We start from the raw sequence: 20,322 nt of genomic DNA on the forward strand, positions 1-20,322 counted from the left end.
ATCCCTGTTATCGGCAGGCATTACACTCATATGGCGTAACCATACCCCACAATTAAATTGCACACAACCTAATTGCGGGCAACAATGCTGACGGTGTCACTTATTCTAAGTTTATGTGACATGAGGTGCGTTGCTAACGATGGAAGGATAATCGACGAATTTTCAGTAGCTTTTTTATACTAAGGCTATGTATTATAAAGCTGACTTTTATCAGACTGCTAACGCTTACCTAACGAAAAGACTAAAGCAGAGAATGGATGCTGTTGATAGATGATTCTAAAAAGCAAATCAGTGCAAAACACTCAATCACCCCAAGCGATTGCTGGCCAACAGCAAGAACAAAACGTCGCCTTCTTTCTGCGCCGTGCCTTCAAAGATCATCCACAAGTGCTGGTGATCAACGATTTTAAGTTCCGCTTTAACGATGAAACCGCCCAAATCGACCACCTCATAGTCTATAGCTACGGTTTCATTCTAATTGAATCGAAGAGCATCAGAGGTCAGGTAAAGGTCAACCAGCAACAGGAATGGACGCGCAGCCTAAGCATCAATCAAGGCAAGACTGATAAATGGCAAGGCATGCCCTCGCCCATCAAGCAAGTAGAACTGCAACAAGCTCTATTACTCGAATTATTGATGCACCATCGCAGTGAGATTTTAGGTAAATTGCTTGGCTTTAAACAACAAGGCTTCAAAGGTCGATGCTGGGATCACCTGTGTGCAGTATCCAGTGATGCCATTATTGATAGAAAGTCGATGCCCAAGGCCGTATCAGACAAGCTGATAAAATCAGAGTTTCTGGTAGAGAAACTCGACAAGGTGATGAACCTAAAAAGTAAATTCGCTCGGTTTATAAATACCAGCGATACACGCCCAGCTTTCAATCAACAAGAACTCGAATCTGTCGCCTCATTTCTTATCAAGCAACATATCGCACCGAATGCAGCTGCACCAGAAACAAGCAAAATAGCGACCGAGCAAAGCACTGCGCCACTAGCAAACACACCAGTAACTGCAGCCGCTAGCACAGCACCTGCTCAACAAATGCCAGCTCAACCAATACCAGCAGAACCTGAGCAACAAAAAACAGCTGATAAAAGCCAAATAATTCAGATAGTTCTACGCTGCAAGCATTGCGGGGAATCAACGAATTACACCCCAATGTATGGCAAATTCGGCTATTACATACATTGCAACCAATGCACTAAAAACACACCGATGAAACAAGCCTGCCCGCAGTGCAAAAGCAAGAATACCAGAGTTCAAAAACGACAAGAAACCTACACCTTGAACTGCCAAGAATGTGGTTGTGGCCAGCGAGTGATTTAAGAGAATTGGAAAGCTTCTCTGACCCACTTATTTAATAATTAAACTAAGGCTTTAACATATGGAAAATCTAGTAGTACAAAAATTTTCAGACATAAATTTAAATGATCCATTTTTTGACAGCTTAAAGGCTGACTATACAGAGTTCTCGGATTGGTTTGAGCGAAAGGCCAATAACAATGCTCTTGTTCTATATAATGTTGCAGGGACAATTGAAGGCTTCTTGTATTGTAAGTTTGAGCAAGGCCCAGGGAATGATACGTATCCCCCACTACCAAATACGCAACATATGAAGGTGGGTACATTTAAATTTAACCCAATGCAAACTCGTCGAGGTGATCGATATTTGAAGAAAATTTTTGACTACGCATTAGCTCAGTCACCAAATGTAGATGATATTTACGTAACAGTATTTGGGCAAAAGCACAAATATCTTTCTGATCTGTTCAAGCGCTATGGCTTTGAAGAATATGCAACAAAGACAACAAGTAATGGCACTGAGAATGTTCTATTACGAGACTTAAGCAAAGTCTATGATGATGTAGATAAAGACTACCCATTCGTCAATATATCTGGAAATAATAAGTATTTACTTAGTATCTATCCACAACACCATACTAAGCTATTTCCTGATTCAATATTATTTACGGAAGGAACTAATGTAGTAAAGGATGTTTCACACTCAAATAGCATTCACAAAGTTTATATCTGCGGAATGAATGGAGTGCTAGATTTTAAGCGCGGCGATGCAGTCGTGATCTATCGTACTCGAGATGGCCAAAGTGCTGCTGAATATAGTGCTGTAGCGACATCACTTTGTGTTATCGAAGATGTCCACACCATAGATAAATACAATAATGAAGATGATTTTGTAAATGCCTGTGTCAAGTTTTGCGTATTTGACGATGCTGAATTACGCACAATCTATCGTCAAAAAAAGTACACATATATTATTAACTTTACGTATAACGCAGCACTTCCCAAGCGACCTATTCGCAGAGATCTCGCTGATAAGGCAGGTCTAAATAGAGATGACTATTGGGGCGTACTGAAGCTAACAGATCAGCAATTTAATAAAATTATTGACATCTCAGAACTTGATCGAAAAATTTTGATTTAAAGATAAAAGCAATAAGCACCTTTAGGTGCTTCTTGTCTGATTAGCTGAGAATTTTTACTAATAGATCAATCGGGTTGGATGATTGATAATCATATAAAGAGATTGAATTAATTTCACAATATTCTTTGGCTCTCGCCGTTTCTTTTAATTGAAGCAATTCCAGTTTATCGACATTAATAGCATTACCATCACGATTTAGTAATCTTTCATGAATAACTGACGGCTCACACACTACATTAATAACTGCAACAGGGGCTATCGCATCAAAAACGTCATAATCTAGCTCGATGATACCCTTTTCTTTACCTATTAAACAAAAGTGACCATCTAACAGAAAACGTTTTTCATTAATCTTTCTCAAACCTTGAATTAAAGCTTCCTGATTCCGTTCAGCTGTAGTAACAATCTTACTATTCTCTATATAGCCTGAGTTTTGTTTTATCAAGTCACTACAAGAGTAAATTGGTAGCCCAAGCTCTGCATTCAGTTGATGACAAAGAGTTCCTTTACCTACACCATGTATACCTGATATAAAATATATCTCTTTCATTAATCCCTAACCTTATATTATAAAAAAACGAGCATAAGCTCGGTCATTATCAACTAAAACATAATTTAGACGCACCATCTAAGTACTTGAAAGACTGTGGTGCCTTAAAGCCCATCTCTTTTTTGTATGGGTCTATAGGTGTTTCATATCTTTTAAAGTCTTTAATCTGAATAGCATAAGCGATATTGCGTTCGTTAAAGTACTCATCAAAGAACTGTTTGTTAATACCCGACGCAGATTTAGTCTCTTCCCACAAATCTGCTGGATGTTTAGCCAAAATCTCACCAATCATAAATTCACCAACGATCTTCCCTTCCGGCATCGTAGAATAAATAACTACAGACTTAACATCGGGTCTTTTGAATATAGCCTTCCTATATTCAAATAGCTTTTCGCCAGAGATGATCTTTGCTACGAACTCAGGTTTAATCGACAATAACGCTTTCATGATTTAGCTCTTAATTCTATCTAAGGGCGAATAGTAAACTCATACAATCAAAATTTCATCAGAAAATCTAACTATCTGCGAGTTTCAACTAGACAAAAGTTATACATACCACCAAAATGAACACTGTTTATTTATACAGCCATTTACGCATTTTGCCAGTTATATCTGAAAATTAAAAGGCAGTTTATCCAAGTTCATACCAAAAAACTAAAGCCAGCCACTATTAATCAAAGACATAACCAACCAATACTGCACATGTCGATGAGAACTAGGCTTTTGTCTCTGCGCGCTGCCAATATCCCTGACAGCTCAAGCAAAACTGACGTTAAAGGCTTAAAACAGACACATATAGCTCACTTTCAACCGAGTGGGTTCAACTCAGGTTGTTCAACTAAGGGTGGAAGGTGTTTATAGATGTTTTTAACTTAGTTAACAGCCAAATACTCACAGCTTCTGGTGAAGTGTCGCCTTCCCTTGTTCAGATGTTCACAATAGTGGCTAAACTTCGCCCGCATCCCCACAGGAACGGCGTTTTTCAAGCTAGCTGTCCTCCTTGCTCTGGTGTGGGCGAAGCGCCACGATGGTGACCTCAAATCCACACGAAGTTTGGACTCATTCACGCTTAGCTCGGCTGCAAGGCAGCTTTAGCTAAAGCTTTAACTTTAACTTTAACCAAAACTACAGCTCTATATCTTTAATTTCCGGTGCCATAGCTAGGTAGCGTTCACACCTTGCCAGTAGCTGCGCTCTGTAATTATTGACAAAGGCTTGCTCGGCCTTATCAAGCGCGGGGAGCATTGCGATAACCTCATCTATGGCTTGGGTTATCTTAGTCGCCATTTGAGTTAAATTATTGACTAGCAAAGCTCTTGGTAAGCCTATCTCATCAATAAATGCGGCGAGCTGATAGGCATAAATCTTGTTGGTATCGAATTCATCATCAATCGCCATTGCCAACTCTTGCTCAAAATCATCATACAGCGCCACGCACACCAAATCGTACCATGGCGTCGGCGCTAAGCCTGTGGGTGTCATAAAGAATGAGTAGTTTTTGCCGTGGGCATCGGCATTACCGCTCAGTAAATTAAATAACGCCCACTGCAACATATCTTGCTTAGCGGCGGCAGGATTAGCGCACTGACTCGTTAGACTAAACAGCCTTGCGAAGCTAACGCCCTCACGGATATCTTTTACATCGCGGCCAGTACCAAAATTACGCTCATACTTTTTGTTAACGCTAAAACCGAGTGTTTGACAACTATCGATGATATGCCTTCTCAGCACCTTGTGTTCGGCTGGTAGATAACGGCGATCAAAGCGTTCAACACTAAGCGCCTTATATTCGCCAAAGTAGCTGATATCGACATTGGCCACATTCATTGAGATGGCCTTAGCCAACCGCATAGTCAGAAATTCATTGATCACTAAATGCTGGTGCTTTTCGAACTTGAGAATATGGGTCGAAGAAAGCGCACCTTCAGCAAAACCAAATGCTTCACCGTTATAGAACAGATTTAATTTTGACTGCACACCCGCTACCGATAGCCTTGGTTTGCCGTCCCAGATCTCCATTGGCCAGCTATCTGGATCCTCGAGTCGCTTTATTACTTCAGCGTCGCTTATTTCTCGAAATAAGTTAGCAGGCAATAATACGCCTTGAGGAGCAAAGGCAATTGCACCTGCGGTATCTAAACCGATTCCACGAATAAGCGCGAAGGTATTGCCCCTAGACACACCTAGCGATTCAACCAGATAGTCGAGCCCTTTGTTCTCAGGCAATAAATTAGCCAAGAACATGGCTATTTGGTTACTACGCCCACTGCCATCTAGCGGGATCATGGGTGATATGGGAAAACCATTTTGCTGCCACTTGTCGGTATAGTTAACGGCAAATGTCTCGGTATCAGGGTCGAACGACAACTCACCAATAATGCGATCGCCCAGATGCATATCCAGAACAAGCTTGACTGAATCGGTCATAAACTAGTACCACCCACTCGCGTTTTCACTGCTTTTTTGCTTAGCAACAATAGCGACGCCCAATCCATCAAGAATTTTAAACACCGTAGAGATATAAACATCTTCACCTTTCTCTACTCGGATCAACGTCTTTTTAGTGACACCGCACAACATCGCCGCCACCTCTTGAGTCAGTCCAGCTTTTTTGCGGTTTTCTTTAACCAGTGATCCCAAGGATTGTTGATTTAGCGAAGATGCCATAACGTAAATTCCGTAAGGTTAACTAAAAGTGTACCTTGATACACTTTAGCCCTAACTATTCGATGATTCAACATTAAAGTGTAGCTTCATACACTTTAGTGAAATTTAGCGTTTCGATACCACATAAAGTGTAACTTCGTACACCTTTGTTATTACCCAGCCATTAATCGGCCTAAAAGTGTAGTAATTTACACCTTTAGAGCTAGCCCAAACCGCTCACTCACCTTACTCAATTTCAGCCAACAAAAAGCCCCGATACTCAAAGTATCGGGGCTTTCTCTATTCTTTTACAAGAAGTTTGGTTTCAGGCTGTGAGGCTTAAGACCAGCAGAGCATTTTACATGGTATAAATCTTGTTAGAGCAAGGCGCTTTACCGCGACGTTTAGTGTACTAAACGAGTAGTGAAGCAACGCAGCTATCACAGATTTAGGCCCGTAAAATTTACATCATGCCGCCCATACCGCCCATACCACCCATTCCACCCATGCCGCCCATATCACCACCAGCACCAGCTTCTTGAGCAACTTCGCCCACCATAGCTTCTGTTGTGATCATTAGGCCTGCAATAGATGACGCGAACTGTAGCGCACTACGCGTCACTTTAGTTGGGTCAAGGATACCCATCTCTAGCATGTCACCGTAAGTGTCGTTACCTGCGTTGTAACCATAGTTACCAGTACCGTTCTTCACGTTGTTAGCGACAACTGATGCTTCTTCACCGGCGTTAGTAGCGATTTGACGTAGTGGCGCTTCCATAGCGCGTAGTGCGATAACCACACCGTGCTTTTGGTCTTCGTTTAATACTTCAACTTCGCCAATCTTGCTCGCTACACGTATTAGTGCAACACCACCACCAGCTACGACACCCTCTTCAACGGCGGCGCGGGTCGCGTGTAGTGCATCTTCTACGCGGGCTTTTTTCTCTTTCATTTCAACTTCAGTGGCTGCGCCCACTTTGATCACTGCAACACCGCCGGCAAGTTTAGCCATACGCTCTTGTAGTTTCTCTTTGTCGTAGTCAGAAGTTGACTCTTCAGCTTGGATCTTGATCTGTGCAACGCGAGATTGGATCTGCTCTTGCTCACCATTACCGTCGATGATAGTGGTGTCATCTTTAGTGATGATAACGCGCTTAGCCGTACCAAGGTCTTCTAGGGTCGCTTTTTCAAGCTCTAGGCCAATCTCTTCAGCAATGACAGTACCGCCAGTTAGGATAGCGATATCTTGTAGCATGGCTTTACGACGGTCGCCAAAGCCTGGTGCTTTAACCGCTGCGACTTTAACGATACCGCGCATGTTGTTTACAACTAATGTTGCTAATGCTTCGCCTTCAACGTCTTCGGCAACGATAAGCAGTGGCTTACCAGTTTTTGCTAAACCTTCAAGGATAGGTAGTAGTTCACGGATGTTTGATACTTTCTTATCAACCAACAAGATGAATGGGCTTTCTAGCTCTACGCTGCCGGTTTCTGGCTTGTTGATGAAGTATGGAGATAGGTAACCACGGTCGAACTGCATACCTTCAACGACGTCGAGTTCGTTTTCGAGTGCTTGACCTTCTTCAACTGTGATAACGCCTTCTTTACCAACACGCTCCATCGCTGTTGCGATGATTTCACCGATTGACTCGTCAGAGTTAGCAGAGATAGTACCTACTTGAGCGATAGCTTTAGTGTCGCTGCACTCTTGAGATAGGGTTTTAAGCTCAGCAACGGCTGCGATAACCGCTTTGTCGATACCGCGCTTAAGATCCATTGGGTTCATGCCCGCAGCAACGGCTTTTAGGCCTTCAGTTACGATTGCTTGAGCTAGTACGGTTGCAGTAGTGGTACCGTCACCGGCGGCATCGTTGGCTTTAGAAGCAACTTCTTTCACCATTTGTGCGCCCATGTTTTCGAACTTGTCTTCTAGTTCGATCTCTTTTGCTACTGACACACCATCTTTAGTGATAAGCGGTGCACCAAAGCTTTTGTCTAGTACTACGTTACGACCTTTAGGGCCTAAGGTAACTTTTACTGCGTTAGCCAGTACGTTTACGCCTGCTAGCATTTTTACGCGAGCGTCATTACCAAAAAGAACTTCTTTAGCTGCCATGTTCTGTATCCTTTAAAAAAATTGGGTTTAACTGGGATAGAAAGTAACTTAGTGGATTATTCCACTACAGCCATTAGATCTGCTTCAGATAGGATCAAGACTTCTTCGCCGTCGATCTTCTCTTTTTTCACGCCGTAACCTTCATTGAAGATAACTGTGTCGCCAACCTTAACGTCTAGAGGTTGTACGCTACCGTTCTCAAGAATTCGGCCATTGCCTACTGCAAGGACTACACCGCGAGTTGATTGCTCAGCAGCACTACCTGTAAGTACGATGCCACCGGCAGATTTTGATTCAACTTCAGAACGCTTAACAATGACGCGGTCATGTAATGGACGAATATTCATCTATGGACTCTCCTAATGATTTTTTTGCCCAACAAACGTTGGCGGTTTTTCAAAGTAATACGACATAAGCCTTATGTCGTCTGATGTTTGGTTATATGGGGGTCGCTGCATCAAGATCCAAGGGCTTTACAAAAAAAATCTCATTTTTTTTAACTCGGTTTTATAAAATATCAGCCAATCCTGATAGAATTGCCCTCCTTCTGTAATCTAGGCAATCCACTTTAATGAGAGACAGACACGGGCTGCTCAGCCAGCCAATCGGTCGTGTACTGCTAAACATGAGCCTCCCTAACCTGATTGGTATTTTAACCATTCTTGGGTTCAGTCTTGTGGATACCTTTTTTATCAGTCAGTTAGGCACTGAAGCATTAGCGGCTATTAGTTTTACCTTTCCTGTAACCTTAGTGATCTCTAGCATTGCCATTGGCATTGGGGCTGGGGTGTCGACCAATTTAGGGCGACTCATTGGCAGTGGTAACAGTGCCAAGGCTAAGGTGTTTCTGCACGACGCCCTACTGATCACCTTTTGGTTGACGGCAGGGCTGTCACTGCTAGGTAGCCTCTGTATTGGCCCGCTGTTTACCTTGCTTGGCGCTAACGATTCTAGCTTGCCGCTTATACGCGACTATATGTTTTTATGGTACCTCGGCGCGCCATTGCTGGTGCTACTAATGGTGGGTAACCAGGGGTTACGCGCCACGGGCGATACCAAATCACCCGCTAAGATTATGGCGCTGGCCGCCATCATCAACTTAGTGCTCGACCCCCTACTGATTTTTGGTCTTGGACCATTTCCACGTTTAGAGATCCAAGGTGCGGCCATTGCGACACTTATCTCTTGGGTCGTTGCGCTGTCGCTGTCGGGTTACTTACTGATTATTAAACGTAACTTAGTCGAATTTGCCGAGTTTAATCTTGAACGTCTGCGCTGTAACTGGCGCCAACTGGCTCATATTGCTCAGCCTGCAGCCTTAATGAATCTGCTTAATCCTGTGGCTAATGCTGTCATTATGGCGATGTTGGCGCGTATCGATCACAGTGCTGTGGCCGCCTTTGGGGCCGGAACGCGCTTAGAGTCAGTGTTGTTAATTGCCGTAATGGCGTTGTCATCGAGCTTAGTGCCTTTTATTGCCCAAAACCTTGGCGCAGGCCAGACTGAACGAGCCCGTGATGCCCTGCTGTTGTCGCTTAAGTTTGTGCTGGTGTTTCAAACCTTGCTCTATCTGCCACTGCTATTTTTAGCCACACCGATTGCCGAGTTATTTAGTAGCGACCCTCAAGTGATTGAATGGCTGACCTTCTATATTATTGCCCTCCCTGCCGCCTATGGCCCGCTGGGAATGGTGATTCTAATGGCGACGTCCCTTAACGCCTATCATCGCCCAATGAGCTCACTCGTGCTCAATCTGTGTCGGTTATTTTTACTCTTGCTGCCATTGGCCGCATTAGGCTCCTACTTAGGCGGAGTTAAGGGCTTACTGCTGGCATTACCGATAACCAATACTCTTATGGGCATCGCCTGTTATATCTTGGCCAAGCGGATCAGCGAACCGAATAAAAGCCCTGAACATGTGGAGCTGATTAAGCGATGAACTTGATGACGAAACAACATTTTGTCGACCATGATTTCAGTGGTGAAGATCTGCAAGCGCACCACTTTCAAGACTGTCAGTTCTACCGCTGCCAATTTAACCATGCCGACCTGAGTGATTGCCAGTTTGAACGCTGCCAGTTTATTGAAAGCGGCGACCTTATTGGTTGCAGCTTTAGCTACGCCACCTTAATCAATGCCAGTTTTAAGCAGTGTAATCTGAGCATGGCAACCTTTACCGGTAGTCGCTGTTTTGGCGCCGAGTTTCGCGACTGTAACTTACAAGGTAGCGACTTTCATCGCGCCAGTTTCACCAACTACATCACCCAGAAAAGCTATTTTTGCAGTGGGTTTATTACTGGCTGCAACTTGGCCTACAGTAACTTTGATGGCGTACTCCTTGAAGCGTGCGAACTGTTTGATAATCGCTGGCGCGGCGCTAATTTAACGGCTGCGTCAATGAAGGGCGCAGACCTTAGTGGCGGGGAGTTTAGCCCTGAACAGTGGGGCAGTTTTGAGCTGCGCGGCGCCAACCTCACCCGAGTCGAACTCGACGGCTTAGATCCACGCACAGTGGCGCTTGAGGGCGTGATGATTAATCAATGGCAACAAGAGCAACTACTTGCCCCCTTCGGCCTCATTATCAGCGCCGATTAATGTTCTAGTTAATCTCAACGTTTATGGATTAAATCCAAGGCCATATTTTAGATCAGGGGCTTAATCGCGCCTTTGGTTTTGGCTTGTCGATCGCAGGCACCATTTTGGATGCATGTCTCTAACGCCAACATCATATGGTCGATAAATCGTTGACTCGCTAAGCTAATAAAACGCCGTGAGGGATAAACCAAGAAACACTTACCTTCATAGGGCTCCACGTCTTCAAATAGCATCACTAATTTGCCGTTTTCCACATACTCTTGTGCAATAGGCAGTGGCATCATTGAGATCCCTCGCCCCATTAAAGTCGCTTCTAAACAGGTGCCCAAACTGTTCACACACAGGTTGCCAGTTACCGACAGAGTTTTCTCTTTACCAAAGGGGACCTCGTTAAAAATTCGGCCATTAGGATAGCGGAACAAAATGGAGTTATGCGCGGGTAACTCCTCTGGCGTGAGGGGTTTACCCGCTCTCTCTAGATATTCTGGGCTAGCAAAAAAATGCACGGTTTCGTCAATTATGTGTCGTGCCACCATCTCATTTTCGTTAAAGGCATCTTCGAGCATAAAGGCTAAGTCGATGTTGTTTCTTATCATATCCTTAGGCTCAGAGCTGACGATAATTTCGACGGTTAACTCTGGGTTGAGATCCATAAACTCAAAAATAGCGTGGGTAATGTGCAGAATCTCGGGGATGGGGAAAATCAGAATGCGTAAATGACCGGCAACTTGTGCCTCTTGGCCAGACAGCTCCGATAGGGTTTGCTCCAATGTCGCCAACATTGGCGTAGTTTTATCGTAAAAATGGCTGCCAGACGCCGTTAAGGTCATGGCCCGACTCTGACGATGGAACAGCTTCACATTGAGTTCATCTTCTAAGGCTTGCAAGCGGCGACTTAGGGTCGACTTAGGCAAATTTAAAATATCTGCAGCCTCCACTAAACTGCCAGTTTCGACAATACGGTGGAACAGCGCAACATCTTCGGTTTTCATGGTGACATCTCAAAATAGAATAAATGGGGGCCATTCTGCCCTTTTACTTTGCACACACTCACAAGGGTAAATCAAGCAAACTTAGTTTCATTTTTTGGAACCCATGGTTCCACATAATTCCATTTTACTCAACAAATAGTCCTGTTATCGTTGCCACAACTTTGATACATCTTGTCACAATGCATGGGATTTACGTTATGAAACACCTGACAACCTCTCTTTCACTAATGGTATTGACCATTATACTTGCTGGCTGCAGCGCGGAATCCTCTGAGGTGACGGTGCCAACGGTTCGACCTGTGAAGCTTTTGGAAGTGAAGGATGTCAATGCCGCGTCATTGCGCACATTTCCCGCTAAAGTTGCTGCAACCAAGCAAGCGGAACTGTCATTTAGACTGTCGGGGCAACTCGTTGATTTTTCACTCATTGAGGGCCAACGTGTCAATAAGGGCGATACACTCGCGCGCCTTGATGACCGCGATGCACGCAATACTTTACTTAACCGAGAGGCCGACCATGAACTCGCCGCAGCGGACTTTAAACGCAAAGGGGAACTACTTCGCCGTGAGTTAATCTCTCAAGCTGACTATGACTTGGCTAAAGCACAACTCAAATCGGCAGCGGCAAACCTTGCCAGCGCGCAAGATCAGCTTAGTTATACGGTGATTAAGGCCCCTTTTAACGGCACAGTGGCCAAAACTAACATAGACAATCATCAAATAGTTCAAGCCAATCAACCTGTGTTACTGCTGCAAAAAGATCGCTTTATAGATGTTGTCATTCAAGTGCCTGAATCGCTCGCTAGCCAAGTGACACGCTTTAACCCTAATACTCCCTTTCTGCCTAGCGTGGTGTTTAGTCACTCTCCTGAGCACAGCTACCCTGCTCGCCTAAAGGAGTTTGCCACCCAAGTAACGCCGGGCAGCCAAAGTTATGAAGTGGTGTTTACGCTCCCAGTGCCACAAGATATTAGCGTGTTACCAGGCATGAGTGCCCAGCTCACCATCGACTTGTCACACAACAAAAACCACAAAGCGGTTACCCTACCTGCCAGTGCAATAATTAAACGTGACCTAGACGGTGAAACCATTGTATGGACCTATAACAGTGATACAGGTGCCGTGCAGGCAAAGGTGATCACCCTAGGTAAAGTCACCACCGATGGCATTGAGGTGCTCAATGGAATAGAGGTTGGCGACAAAGTAGTTGTGGCGGGCGTGCAATACCTTAAAGACGATCTGCAAGTGAAGCCTTTGCATTGGCAGCGAGGGGTTTAGTCGATGAATTTTGCTGAGTATTCAATCACCCACAAAGTCGTCAGTTGGATGTTTGCGCTGCTACTACTGATTGGCGGTAGTCTCTCCTTTTTTAATTTAGGACAGTTGGAATTTCCTGAGTTCACTATTAAGCAAGCACTTGTGGTCACCGCCTACCCCGGAGCATCACCCGAGCAGGTCGAAGAGGAGGTGACACTGCCACTGGAAGATGCCTTGCAGCAGCTCGATGGCATCAAGCATATCACCTCGATTAATAGCGCAGGCTTGTCTCAAATAGAGATTGAGATTCAAGAAAACTATGGCGCGAGCGAACTGCCGCAAGTGTGGGATGAGGTTCGCCGTAAAGTGAACGATGCCAAAGGCATCCTCCCCCAAGGCGTCATGGAGCCAGAGGTTATTGATGACTTTGGTGATGTGTATGGCATCTTGCTCAACTTAAGTGGTGAGGGCTACAGCGATCGCGAATTACAAAATTATGCCGACTTTCTTAGACGCGAGTTAGTTCTGGTAAAGGGCATTAAGCGGATCAGTATTGCTGGCGCGGTTGATGAACAAGTCGTGGTAGAAATTTCCACCCAAAAGATCAATGCACTCGGACTCAACCAAGATTATATCTATGGCCTGATTAACAGCCAAAACGTGGTGTCCAATGCTGGCAGTATTAAGGTGGGTGATAATCGTATCCGTATTCATCCAACCGGTGAGTTTGATAGCACCAATGCGCTCTCACGCTTAGTTGTCAGCCCTCCTGGGAGTGCAAAACTCATCTATTTAGATGATATTGCAGACATCTACAAAGACTTAGATGAGGTGCCCACCACCCTTTATCATGGTACAGGACAAAAAGCCTTATCCGTAGGCATCGCCTTCTCTGGTGGGGTCAATGTGGTTAAGGTGGGTGAGGCGTTAAATGAGAAAATTGCCGCCTTAGAGGGTGAGTTGCCGTTAGGCATGAGCCTCACCACGGTATATGACCAAAGCAAAATGGTGGATCAAACCATCAATGGTTTTTTGATTAACCTCGCGGAATCGATCGCTATCGTTATTGGCGTACTATTGATCTTTATGGGGGTTCGCTCCGGCATCTTAATGGGGCTGGTACTGCTGCTGACGATACTGGGCACCTTTGTGGTGATGAATGTACTCAATATTGAGCTGCAGATCATCTCCTTGGGGGCACTGATCATCGCGTTGGGGATGCTTGTTGATAATGCCATTGTGGTGACCGAAGGGATATTGATTGGCATTAAGCGGGGGCAAACTCGTCTTGAAGCCGCCAAGCAAGTGATCACCCAAACCCAATGGCCATTATTAGGGGCCACGATCATCGCGATTATCGCTTTTGCGCCCATTGGCCTATCAGATACTGCCACGGGTGAGTTTTGTGTATCGCTGTTTCAGGTGTTGTTGATATCACTGTTTATTAGTTGGCTGACGGCGATGACACTGACCCCCTTTTTCTGCAACCTGATGTTTAAAGATGGTATCACTGAAGAAGACAATGATAGCGACCCATACAAAGGCTGGTTGTTTAATCTCTATCGCGTCAGCCTTAACCTAGCGATGCGTTTTCGCGCTCTGACTTTGTTGGTGGTGGTCGTGGCGTTGATGGGCTCTGTCGTTGGATTTGGCCATGTGAAGAATGTCTTCTTTCCGGCATCGAACACCCCTATATTTTTTGTTGACGTTTGGATGCCAGAAGGCACAGACATTAAAGCGACAGAGGCCCTATTGGGACGCATTGAGCAAGATCTGTTATCTCAACAAGCCAGCGAAGATAGGGGCCTGGTTAATATCACCACTGTCATTGGCCAAGGAGCACAGCGTTTTGTACTGCCCTATGTGCCAGAAAAAGGTTACAAGGCTTATGCCCAACTGCTGATTGAGATGACCGACCTCACCACGCTTAATCTTTATATGCGCAGCCTTGAACAGGAGTTGAGCCTGAGCTATCCAGAAGCCGAATACCGCTTTAAGTATATGGAAAATGGCCCTAGCCCAGCGGCTAAGATTGAGGCACGCTTCTATGGTGAAGATCCAAAAATACTGCGACAACTTGCCCATCAGGCAGAAGCTATTTTTAAAGCTGAACCAAGCGCTACAGGCGTACGCCACAACTGGCGCAACCAAGTAACACTGATACGTCCGCAATTGGCATTAGCCCAGGCACGCGAAACGGGCATCAGCAAGCAAGATATCGACAATGCCTTGCTCACAAACTTTAGTGGCAAACAGATAGGTCTATATAGAGAGAACAGCCACTTGTTACCCATAGTGGCACGTGCACCGGCCAGCGAACGTTTAAATGCCAACAGCGTGTCTGAGTTACAAGTGTGGAGCTCAGAGAACAATCTATTTGTACCGATTAGCCAAGTGGTGTCGGACTTTAGTACGGAATGGGAGAATCCGCTGATCATGCGCCGCGATCGCAAGCGCGTACTAGCCGTGTATGCCGATCCGATAAATGGTTCCGATGAAACTGCCGATTCTGTGTTTAGAAAGCTTCGTCCCAAGATTGAAGCCATGGCACTGCCTGCTGGCTATGAGCTGGAATGGGGCGGCGAATATGAAACTTCAACCGAAGCCCAAGTATCGGTATTTAGCTCTATCCCACTGGGTTATCTTGCCATGTTCTTGATCACTGTGCTGCTGTTTAACTCGGTCAGACAGCCGTTAGTGATCTGGTTTACTGTGCCACTAGCGCTAATCGGTGTGGTATCTGGCCTGTTATTGTTTAATGCCCCCTTTAGTTTTATGGCACTACTGGGACTGCTTAGCTTAACCGGTATGATCATTAAAAACGGCATTGTATTAGTGGACCAAATAAACCTTGAACTGTCACAGGGTAAAGCAGCGTATCAAGCGGTTGTCGATTCATCGGTGAGCCGGGTTAGACCCGTATTGATGGCGGCCATCACCACCATGCTAGGTATGATCCCCTTGCTGTCAGATGCATTTTTTGGCTCCATGGCGATCACCATTATTTTTGGTCTTGGCTTTGCCTCTGTGTTGACCTTAATAGTATTACCTGTGACCTACACCTTGCTCTTTGGCATCTCCCACCCTGCGGGTAACAGGAGGTCACTACCACAAAACTAATCCGAAACTCGCTTCCCGGCGCGCCCAGCTCTCTTGAGCTGGGCTTATATTATTACAGCTTAGCCACTTCTGTAAAAATCCTTGTCATGATTACGACTATCTTAGCTCGTCGCTTTGCGATACATTTTGCTCATCTAATAGAAAAAGAGCACAAATGAGGAGCCAAAATGAAAGCGACCTTAATATTACTCTTAGCCTTAGTTAGTAGTATCGCCCATGCAACAGAATATGAGGAGCAAAGTACCCAACAGCAGATAGGCGCTATGGTGCAAGCGCTAGCGGTCGCCATCGACTCCCCCTCAGCTAAATCGGTTGAGGTTATTGCTAACTATGGCACCGATTCGCGCTATTATGTGATGATTCGCGGCTGGTTAGTACAGGAGCTGGCTGGGGTCGAAAGCCAACTGGCAGCACAGGGCGCTCAGGCCGAATCACAACTGATTGTTAAAGCCAAACATCTACATACCGCACTTCGTCGTATCGACTTAGAGTAATCAACCATCTTAATGCAACGGACCGAAATAAAGAGAGCAGCATGAATAAAGCCATTACCGCCGCACTGATGTCGGCGCTGGTCTGCCCCGGCAGTGGTCACTTTTACCTCAAACGCTATAACACGGGTACGCTTATCTCATTTTTAAGTTTATCGGGTTTGGTCTATCTACTTTATAAAGCGGTTGAGCGAGCGCAAGCTATCTCTGATCGCATTCTATCAGGCGAAATTCCGTTAGATTTTAATGTGATCTATCAGCAGATAAGTCAAGTGCCGCCAGGCGATAGTGGCCTGCTAATCAATTTGGCAACCCTAGCGTTTATCGCCGGTTGGGTGGTGGGAATTATTGATGCCTACCGTATTGGCAAACAGTTGGATATTGCGCAAGCCAGCTAGCAAAGGAGCCAATGCTCCCTTTGCTGCGTTCATCAATCAATGCGGTTAGCTGGGCCGGCTCGCCGCAACCGTTTTAGAAAAATCATGCTGAGTTGAAACGGCATTGTCTGAACAATGGGGACTAGCGTTATTGTAGCTAAAGTCATACTGGCGATTAGCAGCGGTTGTCTTAGAGAAATCATGGCGGGTGGTGCGCTGCACAATATAATTTTTCTTTATCGGTTGATTATCGGCAAATCGATAATCGGATTGTGCTGCAACGGTTTTAGAAAAATCAGGCCTTTCGGCAAGGGCTGCAGGGGATAATAACAGAGAGGCTATCACTAGGGTCGCGCTGGCTAACAATTTCATCATGTACTCCAATCTTATTGACCACATTAAGTTAACAAGTATATTACCTTAACCACCCATTTTTATGAACGCGATCACACAAATCTATGCAAATTGATACATTTTCGACCGACGGCATTGGCTTTGGTAACTGTAATCAGTAATTGATAAATCAGACGCCCATGGGTAATACCAATGGCAACATCGCGGACTGTTTAGACCGTGGCACACTTAAGGATGAGTCCCTCTCAACTCATAAAGAGGGATTAAATAAGGAAATTGATATGGCTAACCTGTTTAAACTCGGCGTGATAATGATCGCCTGCTATTTTGGCTACCAACATTGGTTCGCCGCATTCCCGTTAGAGGAATATCGACTCACCTCTGTCCCTGTGACACTCGATATTTTGCCAGCGCCTAAGGTATCACGAACTCAGAATAATCAAGTTGATTTTGAGCTACTCGATAGTCAGCACCACCAAGATAACTCGCTGACCATGCTTGTTATGTCATACCACTCAAGCATGGATCGTTTCGAGGCGGAAGATCTAGAGTTCCTTCCCTATGAGATTGAGAAATACAGCCCAGTAGGAAACACATTTGGCGGCCTAAATGCAATGACAAAAGAGAGCATCATCGACCGCGGCTACATCAACACCGATGGCGTGCGCGGTTATCAGCTAGTCATGAAGCTAGAACCACAACAGATAAATCTTATCCAGCATATCTATATCGTTGATGAGCATCTATTGGTACTTATGGCGGGTTATCAATCTGAACGTGAAGAGAAGACCGCGAAGAACTTTCTTAATTCGGTGCAGTTTCTCTAAGAGAAAAACATTGAAAAGCCCCTGTAATAACTAACCGTATCACAGGGGCTTTAATGGGTTAAATAGGTGAACCTGGCGGCATGGTTAACGGTGTTTGAATCAGCTTAACCTTGCTGTCACTAAGCCCCTTCTCTAGTGAATGCCTGAGCCATTCAAAATGCGCCGCTTCATAGGCGCTGCTGCGTTTAACTTTGCGGCTCAACTGTTTCTGCGCGTAGTTGATACGGTCAAACAGCTGCGCCTTAACTTCAGACGTCACCGTGTCACTGTGATAGCTAGCCAGTAACTCATCAAGCACTACAGCATTAACCCGCATCCACACACCAAGCTCACTGCCATTGGGAATATCATTATAGAGTGTCGCAGCCATCAACTTGTTCACTAAGCTCACCACAGAAAGCTGCTCCTTATCGAACAAGAAACCTTGATTAACTCGGTTGAGTCGCTGCGGGGCCAGTAGCTGTTTAACGGTGTGGCGACTTAACACCTCTGCCATGCCTAATGGGTCGGTGATCACCCCCAATGATGAATCGAAGCTTTCACGCGTTGCCTGATAATTACCCGCTTTAGGCACTAAGGCGTCGAGCAGTTCAGTAGGGATTGTCAGGTCACTAGGCGCTAAGGTGGCCAACAAACTCTCTAGCGCGCCCTGTTGTAACTCGGGTGCCAGATAATGCCAGCTATGCCCTGCGACACCCTCAGCATAACTATAATCAGTGCCACCGATAAACTTCGCCGCTGCGGTAATTTGATAGCGATTGAGCAGATAGATAGGCACAAAGGCATCACTGAGTTCAGCAACGGGTTGATCGGCAAGCAGTGCACGGGCTGAAAACTGGCTAATCGCGACTCCGCGCACTTGCGCTAAACGATTAAGCTCTGCCACGGGATCGCTACCGTTATCCCACAAGCTGGCGTAGGCATGGCTAGCGCCTCGAGAGCGCGAGTCGGCTTCACCAACAAAGCGTAACCCCTCAGCTTCGGCCTCTTGCATCAGTTGAGCCTGTTTTGCCGCTTGGCTCGCTTCACTCCACTGGCCATACCCATAGGCCACGGCGAACTTATCCCACACCCCGATACCTTCATCATAAGGCGCTGAGATATCAATGTTATCGCCATTGAGTGTCACTTTAGGGTGAGGGTAATCCATCACCGATGAATTTTGATTACTTGATGCGGCAAAATTATGATCTAAACCTAAGGTGTGCCCTACCTCATGGGCAGATAACTGACGAATTCGCGCTAATGACAAGGCCATTGACGCCTCCTCAGCGGCAGCTCTATCTTCCCAACCTGCGGTAAGGCCGCGAGCAATAAGGTGATCTTGCCGAACGCGTTGACTACCTAAAGTCACGTGACCTTTGATAATTTCACCGGTTCGCGGGTCTGCAATGGCACTGCCATAAGACCAGCCACGGGTCGCACGATGCACCCACTGGATCACGTTGTAACGAATATCTTGTGGGTCGGCGTCTTCAGGTAATAACTCCACCTTGAAACCATTGATGAAGCCCGCCTCAGTAAAGGCTGCTTCCCACCAACGAGCCCCTTCGAGTAGTGCTGTGCGAATAGGCTCTGGCACACCGGGATCGAGGTAATAAATAATGGGCTTAACCACCTCTGATGGCGCGTCCCCCGGAGTGATTTTCTCGAGACGATGACGCAGCAGGTGTCGCTTAACGATATCTTGATTCACCTCAGTGCCATAATCGAGATAGTCATCGGACAGGTAACCGCTCATGGGGTGATAAGGCCGTGCTTTAAAATCTGTGTCTGGCAGGGCAATAAAGGAGTAACGCAACCGCAGTGACAGATGTTTACCATCAGGGGTAACTTGCGCCACTTGCTCACCCGATTTCGCGGCGTTGAAGGTGAGTAACACATCGACATCGCTATTGCGCTCAAACGACTTTACTCCTTCAGGCAGAATCAATGACTTCTCTTTATCGAGACGATAGCTGCCCTGCTTGGTTTGTTCGAGCACATCACTAATGCCGTGCAGATCATTGACGACTAAATCATTAATTGATACCAACGCGCGCTTACCAGGGGTGATTTTTCCCCGCCACAACACGGACTCGGCAAAGGCCTCTTTGACGGCGCGCTGTTCGGCAGCATTATCTGTGCTGGCCCGATAATCGGTATTAAGCTGCTTTAAAATGAGGTATGGACCATGGCGTTCAAACTGCACCATACGGGTGAACCCCAATTGGCCACGGTCTAGCCCGATATCATTGGATCCCACGCCATGGGGCAAACTGGTCAGTAGCAAAAAAGGCTGATTTAAACGATTGGCTTCGAGGTACAAGTCACCAGACTGTTTTTCATAAAAGAGATTGATAAACCCTTCGGCGATCTGGCTGGCTTTGACGATTTTGCTACTGTTATCGGTGGCAGCCACTGCGTTGACGGCTGGAGTGATGGCTAATGCGATGGCCAGCGCTATCGTAGAGGGTTTCATGCATGCTCCTAATCTTGGCATTTAGTTGTGAATTTTTATTTGCCTGTGTGCAATGCCTAGCTTAACAGTTATTTTCCTTGCCTCAAGTGC

General features: G+C 45.8%; 18 protein-coding genes. 9 read left to right on the forward strand and 9 right to left on the reverse strand.

Features of this window, described 5'->3' with window-relative positions:
• Nucleotides 1–270 precede the first annotated feature (270 nt).
• Nucleotides 271–1,329 (forward strand): nuclease-related domain-containing protein, encoded by a 1,059-nt coding sequence (locus BEL05_RS13185; RefSeq protein WP_069671426.1) that lies wholly within the window; start codon nt 271–273, stop codon nt 1,327–1,329.
• A gap of 58 nt (nt 1,330–1,387) precedes the next feature.
• Nucleotides 1,388–2,446, forward strand: coding sequence for an acetyltransferase (locus BEL05_RS13190; RefSeq protein WP_069671427.1), 1,059 nt, complete (start codon nt 1,388–1,390; stop codon nt 2,444–2,446).
• A 40-nt stretch (nt 2,447–2,486) separates the two neighbouring features.
• On the opposite strand, the gene BEL05_RS13195 is transcribed toward BEL05_RS13190, so the two are convergent.
• From BEL05_RS13195 to BEL05_RS13220, 6 genes are all read right to left on the reverse strand, one after another.
• The gene (locus BEL05_RS13195; protein ID WP_069671428.1) at nt 2,487–2,996 is read right to left on the reverse strand and encodes an ATP-binding protein; all 510 of its coding nucleotides are present in this window, start codon (nt 2,994–2,996) and stop codon (nt 2,487–2,489) included.
• Between the two features lie 49 nt (nt 2,997–3,045).
• A complete protein-coding gene (locus BEL05_RS13200) occupies nt 3,046–3,444 on the reverse strand; it encodes an ASCH domain-containing protein (RefSeq protein ID WP_069671429.1) in 399 nt (132 codons plus the stop codon).
• A 678-nt stretch (nt 3,445–4,122) separates the two neighbouring features.
• Nucleotides 4,123–5,424 (reverse strand): HipA domain-containing protein, encoded by a 1,302-nt coding sequence (locus BEL05_RS13205; protein ID WP_069671430.1) that lies wholly within the window; start codon nt 5,422–5,424, stop codon nt 4,123–4,125.
• A 3-nt stretch (nt 5,425–5,427) separates the two neighbouring features.
• The gene (locus tag BEL05_RS13210) at nt 5,428–5,664 is read right to left on the reverse strand and encodes a helix-turn-helix domain-containing protein (RefSeq protein ID WP_069671431.1); all 237 of its coding nucleotides are present in this window, start codon (nt 5,662–5,664) and stop codon (nt 5,428–5,430) included.
• A gap of 442 nt (nt 5,665–6,106) precedes the next feature.
• Nucleotides 6,107–7,759: a chaperonin GroEL gene (gene groL / locus BEL05_RS13215; protein ID WP_069671432.1), complete on the reverse strand. Its 1,653-nt coding sequence runs from the start codon at nt 7,757–7,759 to the stop codon at nt 6,107–6,109.
• Between the two features lie 56 nt (nt 7,760–7,815).
• Nucleotides 7,816–8,106: a co-chaperone GroES gene (locus BEL05_RS13220; protein ID WP_028762689.1), complete on the reverse strand. Its 291-nt coding sequence runs from the start codon at nt 8,104–8,106 to the stop codon at nt 7,816–7,818.
• Between the two features lie 224 nt (nt 8,107–8,330).
• On the opposite strand from BEL05_RS13220, the gene BEL05_RS13225 reads away from it, so the two are divergent.
• Nucleotides 8,331–9,698 carry an MATE family efflux transporter gene (locus tag BEL05_RS13225; protein WP_069671433.1) on the forward strand — a complete coding sequence of 456 codons (1,368 nt, stop codon included), beginning with the start codon at nt 8,331–8,333 and terminating at the stop codon, nt 9,696–9,698.
• Between the two features lie 5 nt (nt 9,699–9,703).
• Nucleotides 9,704–10,354, forward strand: coding sequence for a Qnr family pentapeptide repeat protein (locus BEL05_RS13230; RefSeq protein ID WP_404830507.1), 651 nt, complete (start codon nt 9,704–9,706; stop codon nt 10,352–10,354).
• Nucleotides 10,355–10,401: 47 nt separating this feature from the next.
• Here the strand turns inward: BEL05_RS13230 and BEL05_RS13235 are convergent, their stop codons facing one another.
• Nucleotides 10,402–11,346, reverse strand: a complete 945-nt coding sequence (locus BEL05_RS13235; protein ID WP_069671435.1) for a LysR family transcriptional regulator — start codon at nt 11,344–11,346, stop codon at nt 10,402–10,404.
• Nucleotides 11,347–11,543: 197 nt separating this feature from the next.
• Here BEL05_RS13235 and BEL05_RS13240 point away from each other — a divergent pair, with 197 nt between their 5' ends.
• The 4 genes from BEL05_RS13240 (at nt 11,544) to BEL05_RS13255 (ending at nt 16,611) form a co-directional block, all read left to right on the forward strand.
• On the forward strand, nt 11,544–12,623 hold the full coding sequence (locus tag BEL05_RS13240; RefSeq protein WP_069671436.1) for an efflux RND transporter periplasmic adaptor subunit: 1,080 nt from the start codon (nt 11,544–11,546) through the stop codon (nt 12,621–12,623).
• Between the two features lie 3 nt (nt 12,624–12,626).
• Entirely contained in the window at nt 12,627–15,722 is a 3,096-nt protein-coding gene (locus BEL05_RS13245) for an efflux RND transporter permease subunit (RefSeq protein WP_069671437.1), read from the forward strand.
• Between the two features lie 167 nt (nt 15,723–15,889).
• Nucleotides 15,890–16,216: a hypothetical protein gene (locus tag BEL05_RS13250; RefSeq protein WP_069671438.1), complete on the forward strand. Its 327-nt coding sequence runs from the start codon at nt 15,890–15,892 to the stop codon at nt 16,214–16,216.
• Nucleotides 16,217–16,257: 41 nt separating this feature from the next.
• On the forward strand, nt 16,258–16,611 hold the full coding sequence (locus BEL05_RS13255; protein ID WP_069671439.1) for a hypothetical protein: 354 nt from the start codon (nt 16,258–16,260) through the stop codon (nt 16,609–16,611).
• 45 nt (nt 16,612–16,656) lie between these two features.
• Here BEL05_RS13255 and BEL05_RS13260 read toward each other — a convergent pair whose 3' ends face one another.
• Nucleotides 16,657–16,962, reverse strand: a complete 306-nt coding sequence (locus tag BEL05_RS13260; protein ID WP_037427952.1) for a hypothetical protein — start codon at nt 16,960–16,962, stop codon at nt 16,657–16,659.
• 161 nt (nt 16,963–17,123) lie between these two features.
• Here BEL05_RS13260 and BEL05_RS13265 point away from each other — a divergent pair, with 161 nt between their 5' ends.
• Nucleotides 17,124–17,771, forward strand: a complete 648-nt coding sequence (locus BEL05_RS13265; protein ID WP_069671440.1) for a hypothetical protein — start codon at nt 17,124–17,126, stop codon at nt 17,769–17,771.
• A gap of 58 nt (nt 17,772–17,829) precedes the next feature.
• Here the strand turns inward: BEL05_RS13265 and BEL05_RS13270 are convergent, their stop codons facing one another.
• Nucleotides 17,830–20,232 carry a zinc-dependent metalloprotease gene (locus BEL05_RS13270; protein ID WP_069671441.1) on the reverse strand — a complete coding sequence of 801 codons (2,403 nt, stop codon included), beginning with the start codon at nt 20,230–20,232 and terminating at the stop codon, nt 17,830–17,832.
• Nucleotides 20,233–20,322: the final 90 nt, after the last annotated feature.

Origin of the sequence: Shewanella colwelliana (assembly GCF_001735525.1) — a bacterium.
Classification (GTDB): Bacteria; Pseudomonadota; Gammaproteobacteria; order Enterobacterales; family Shewanellaceae; genus Shewanella; species Shewanella colwelliana.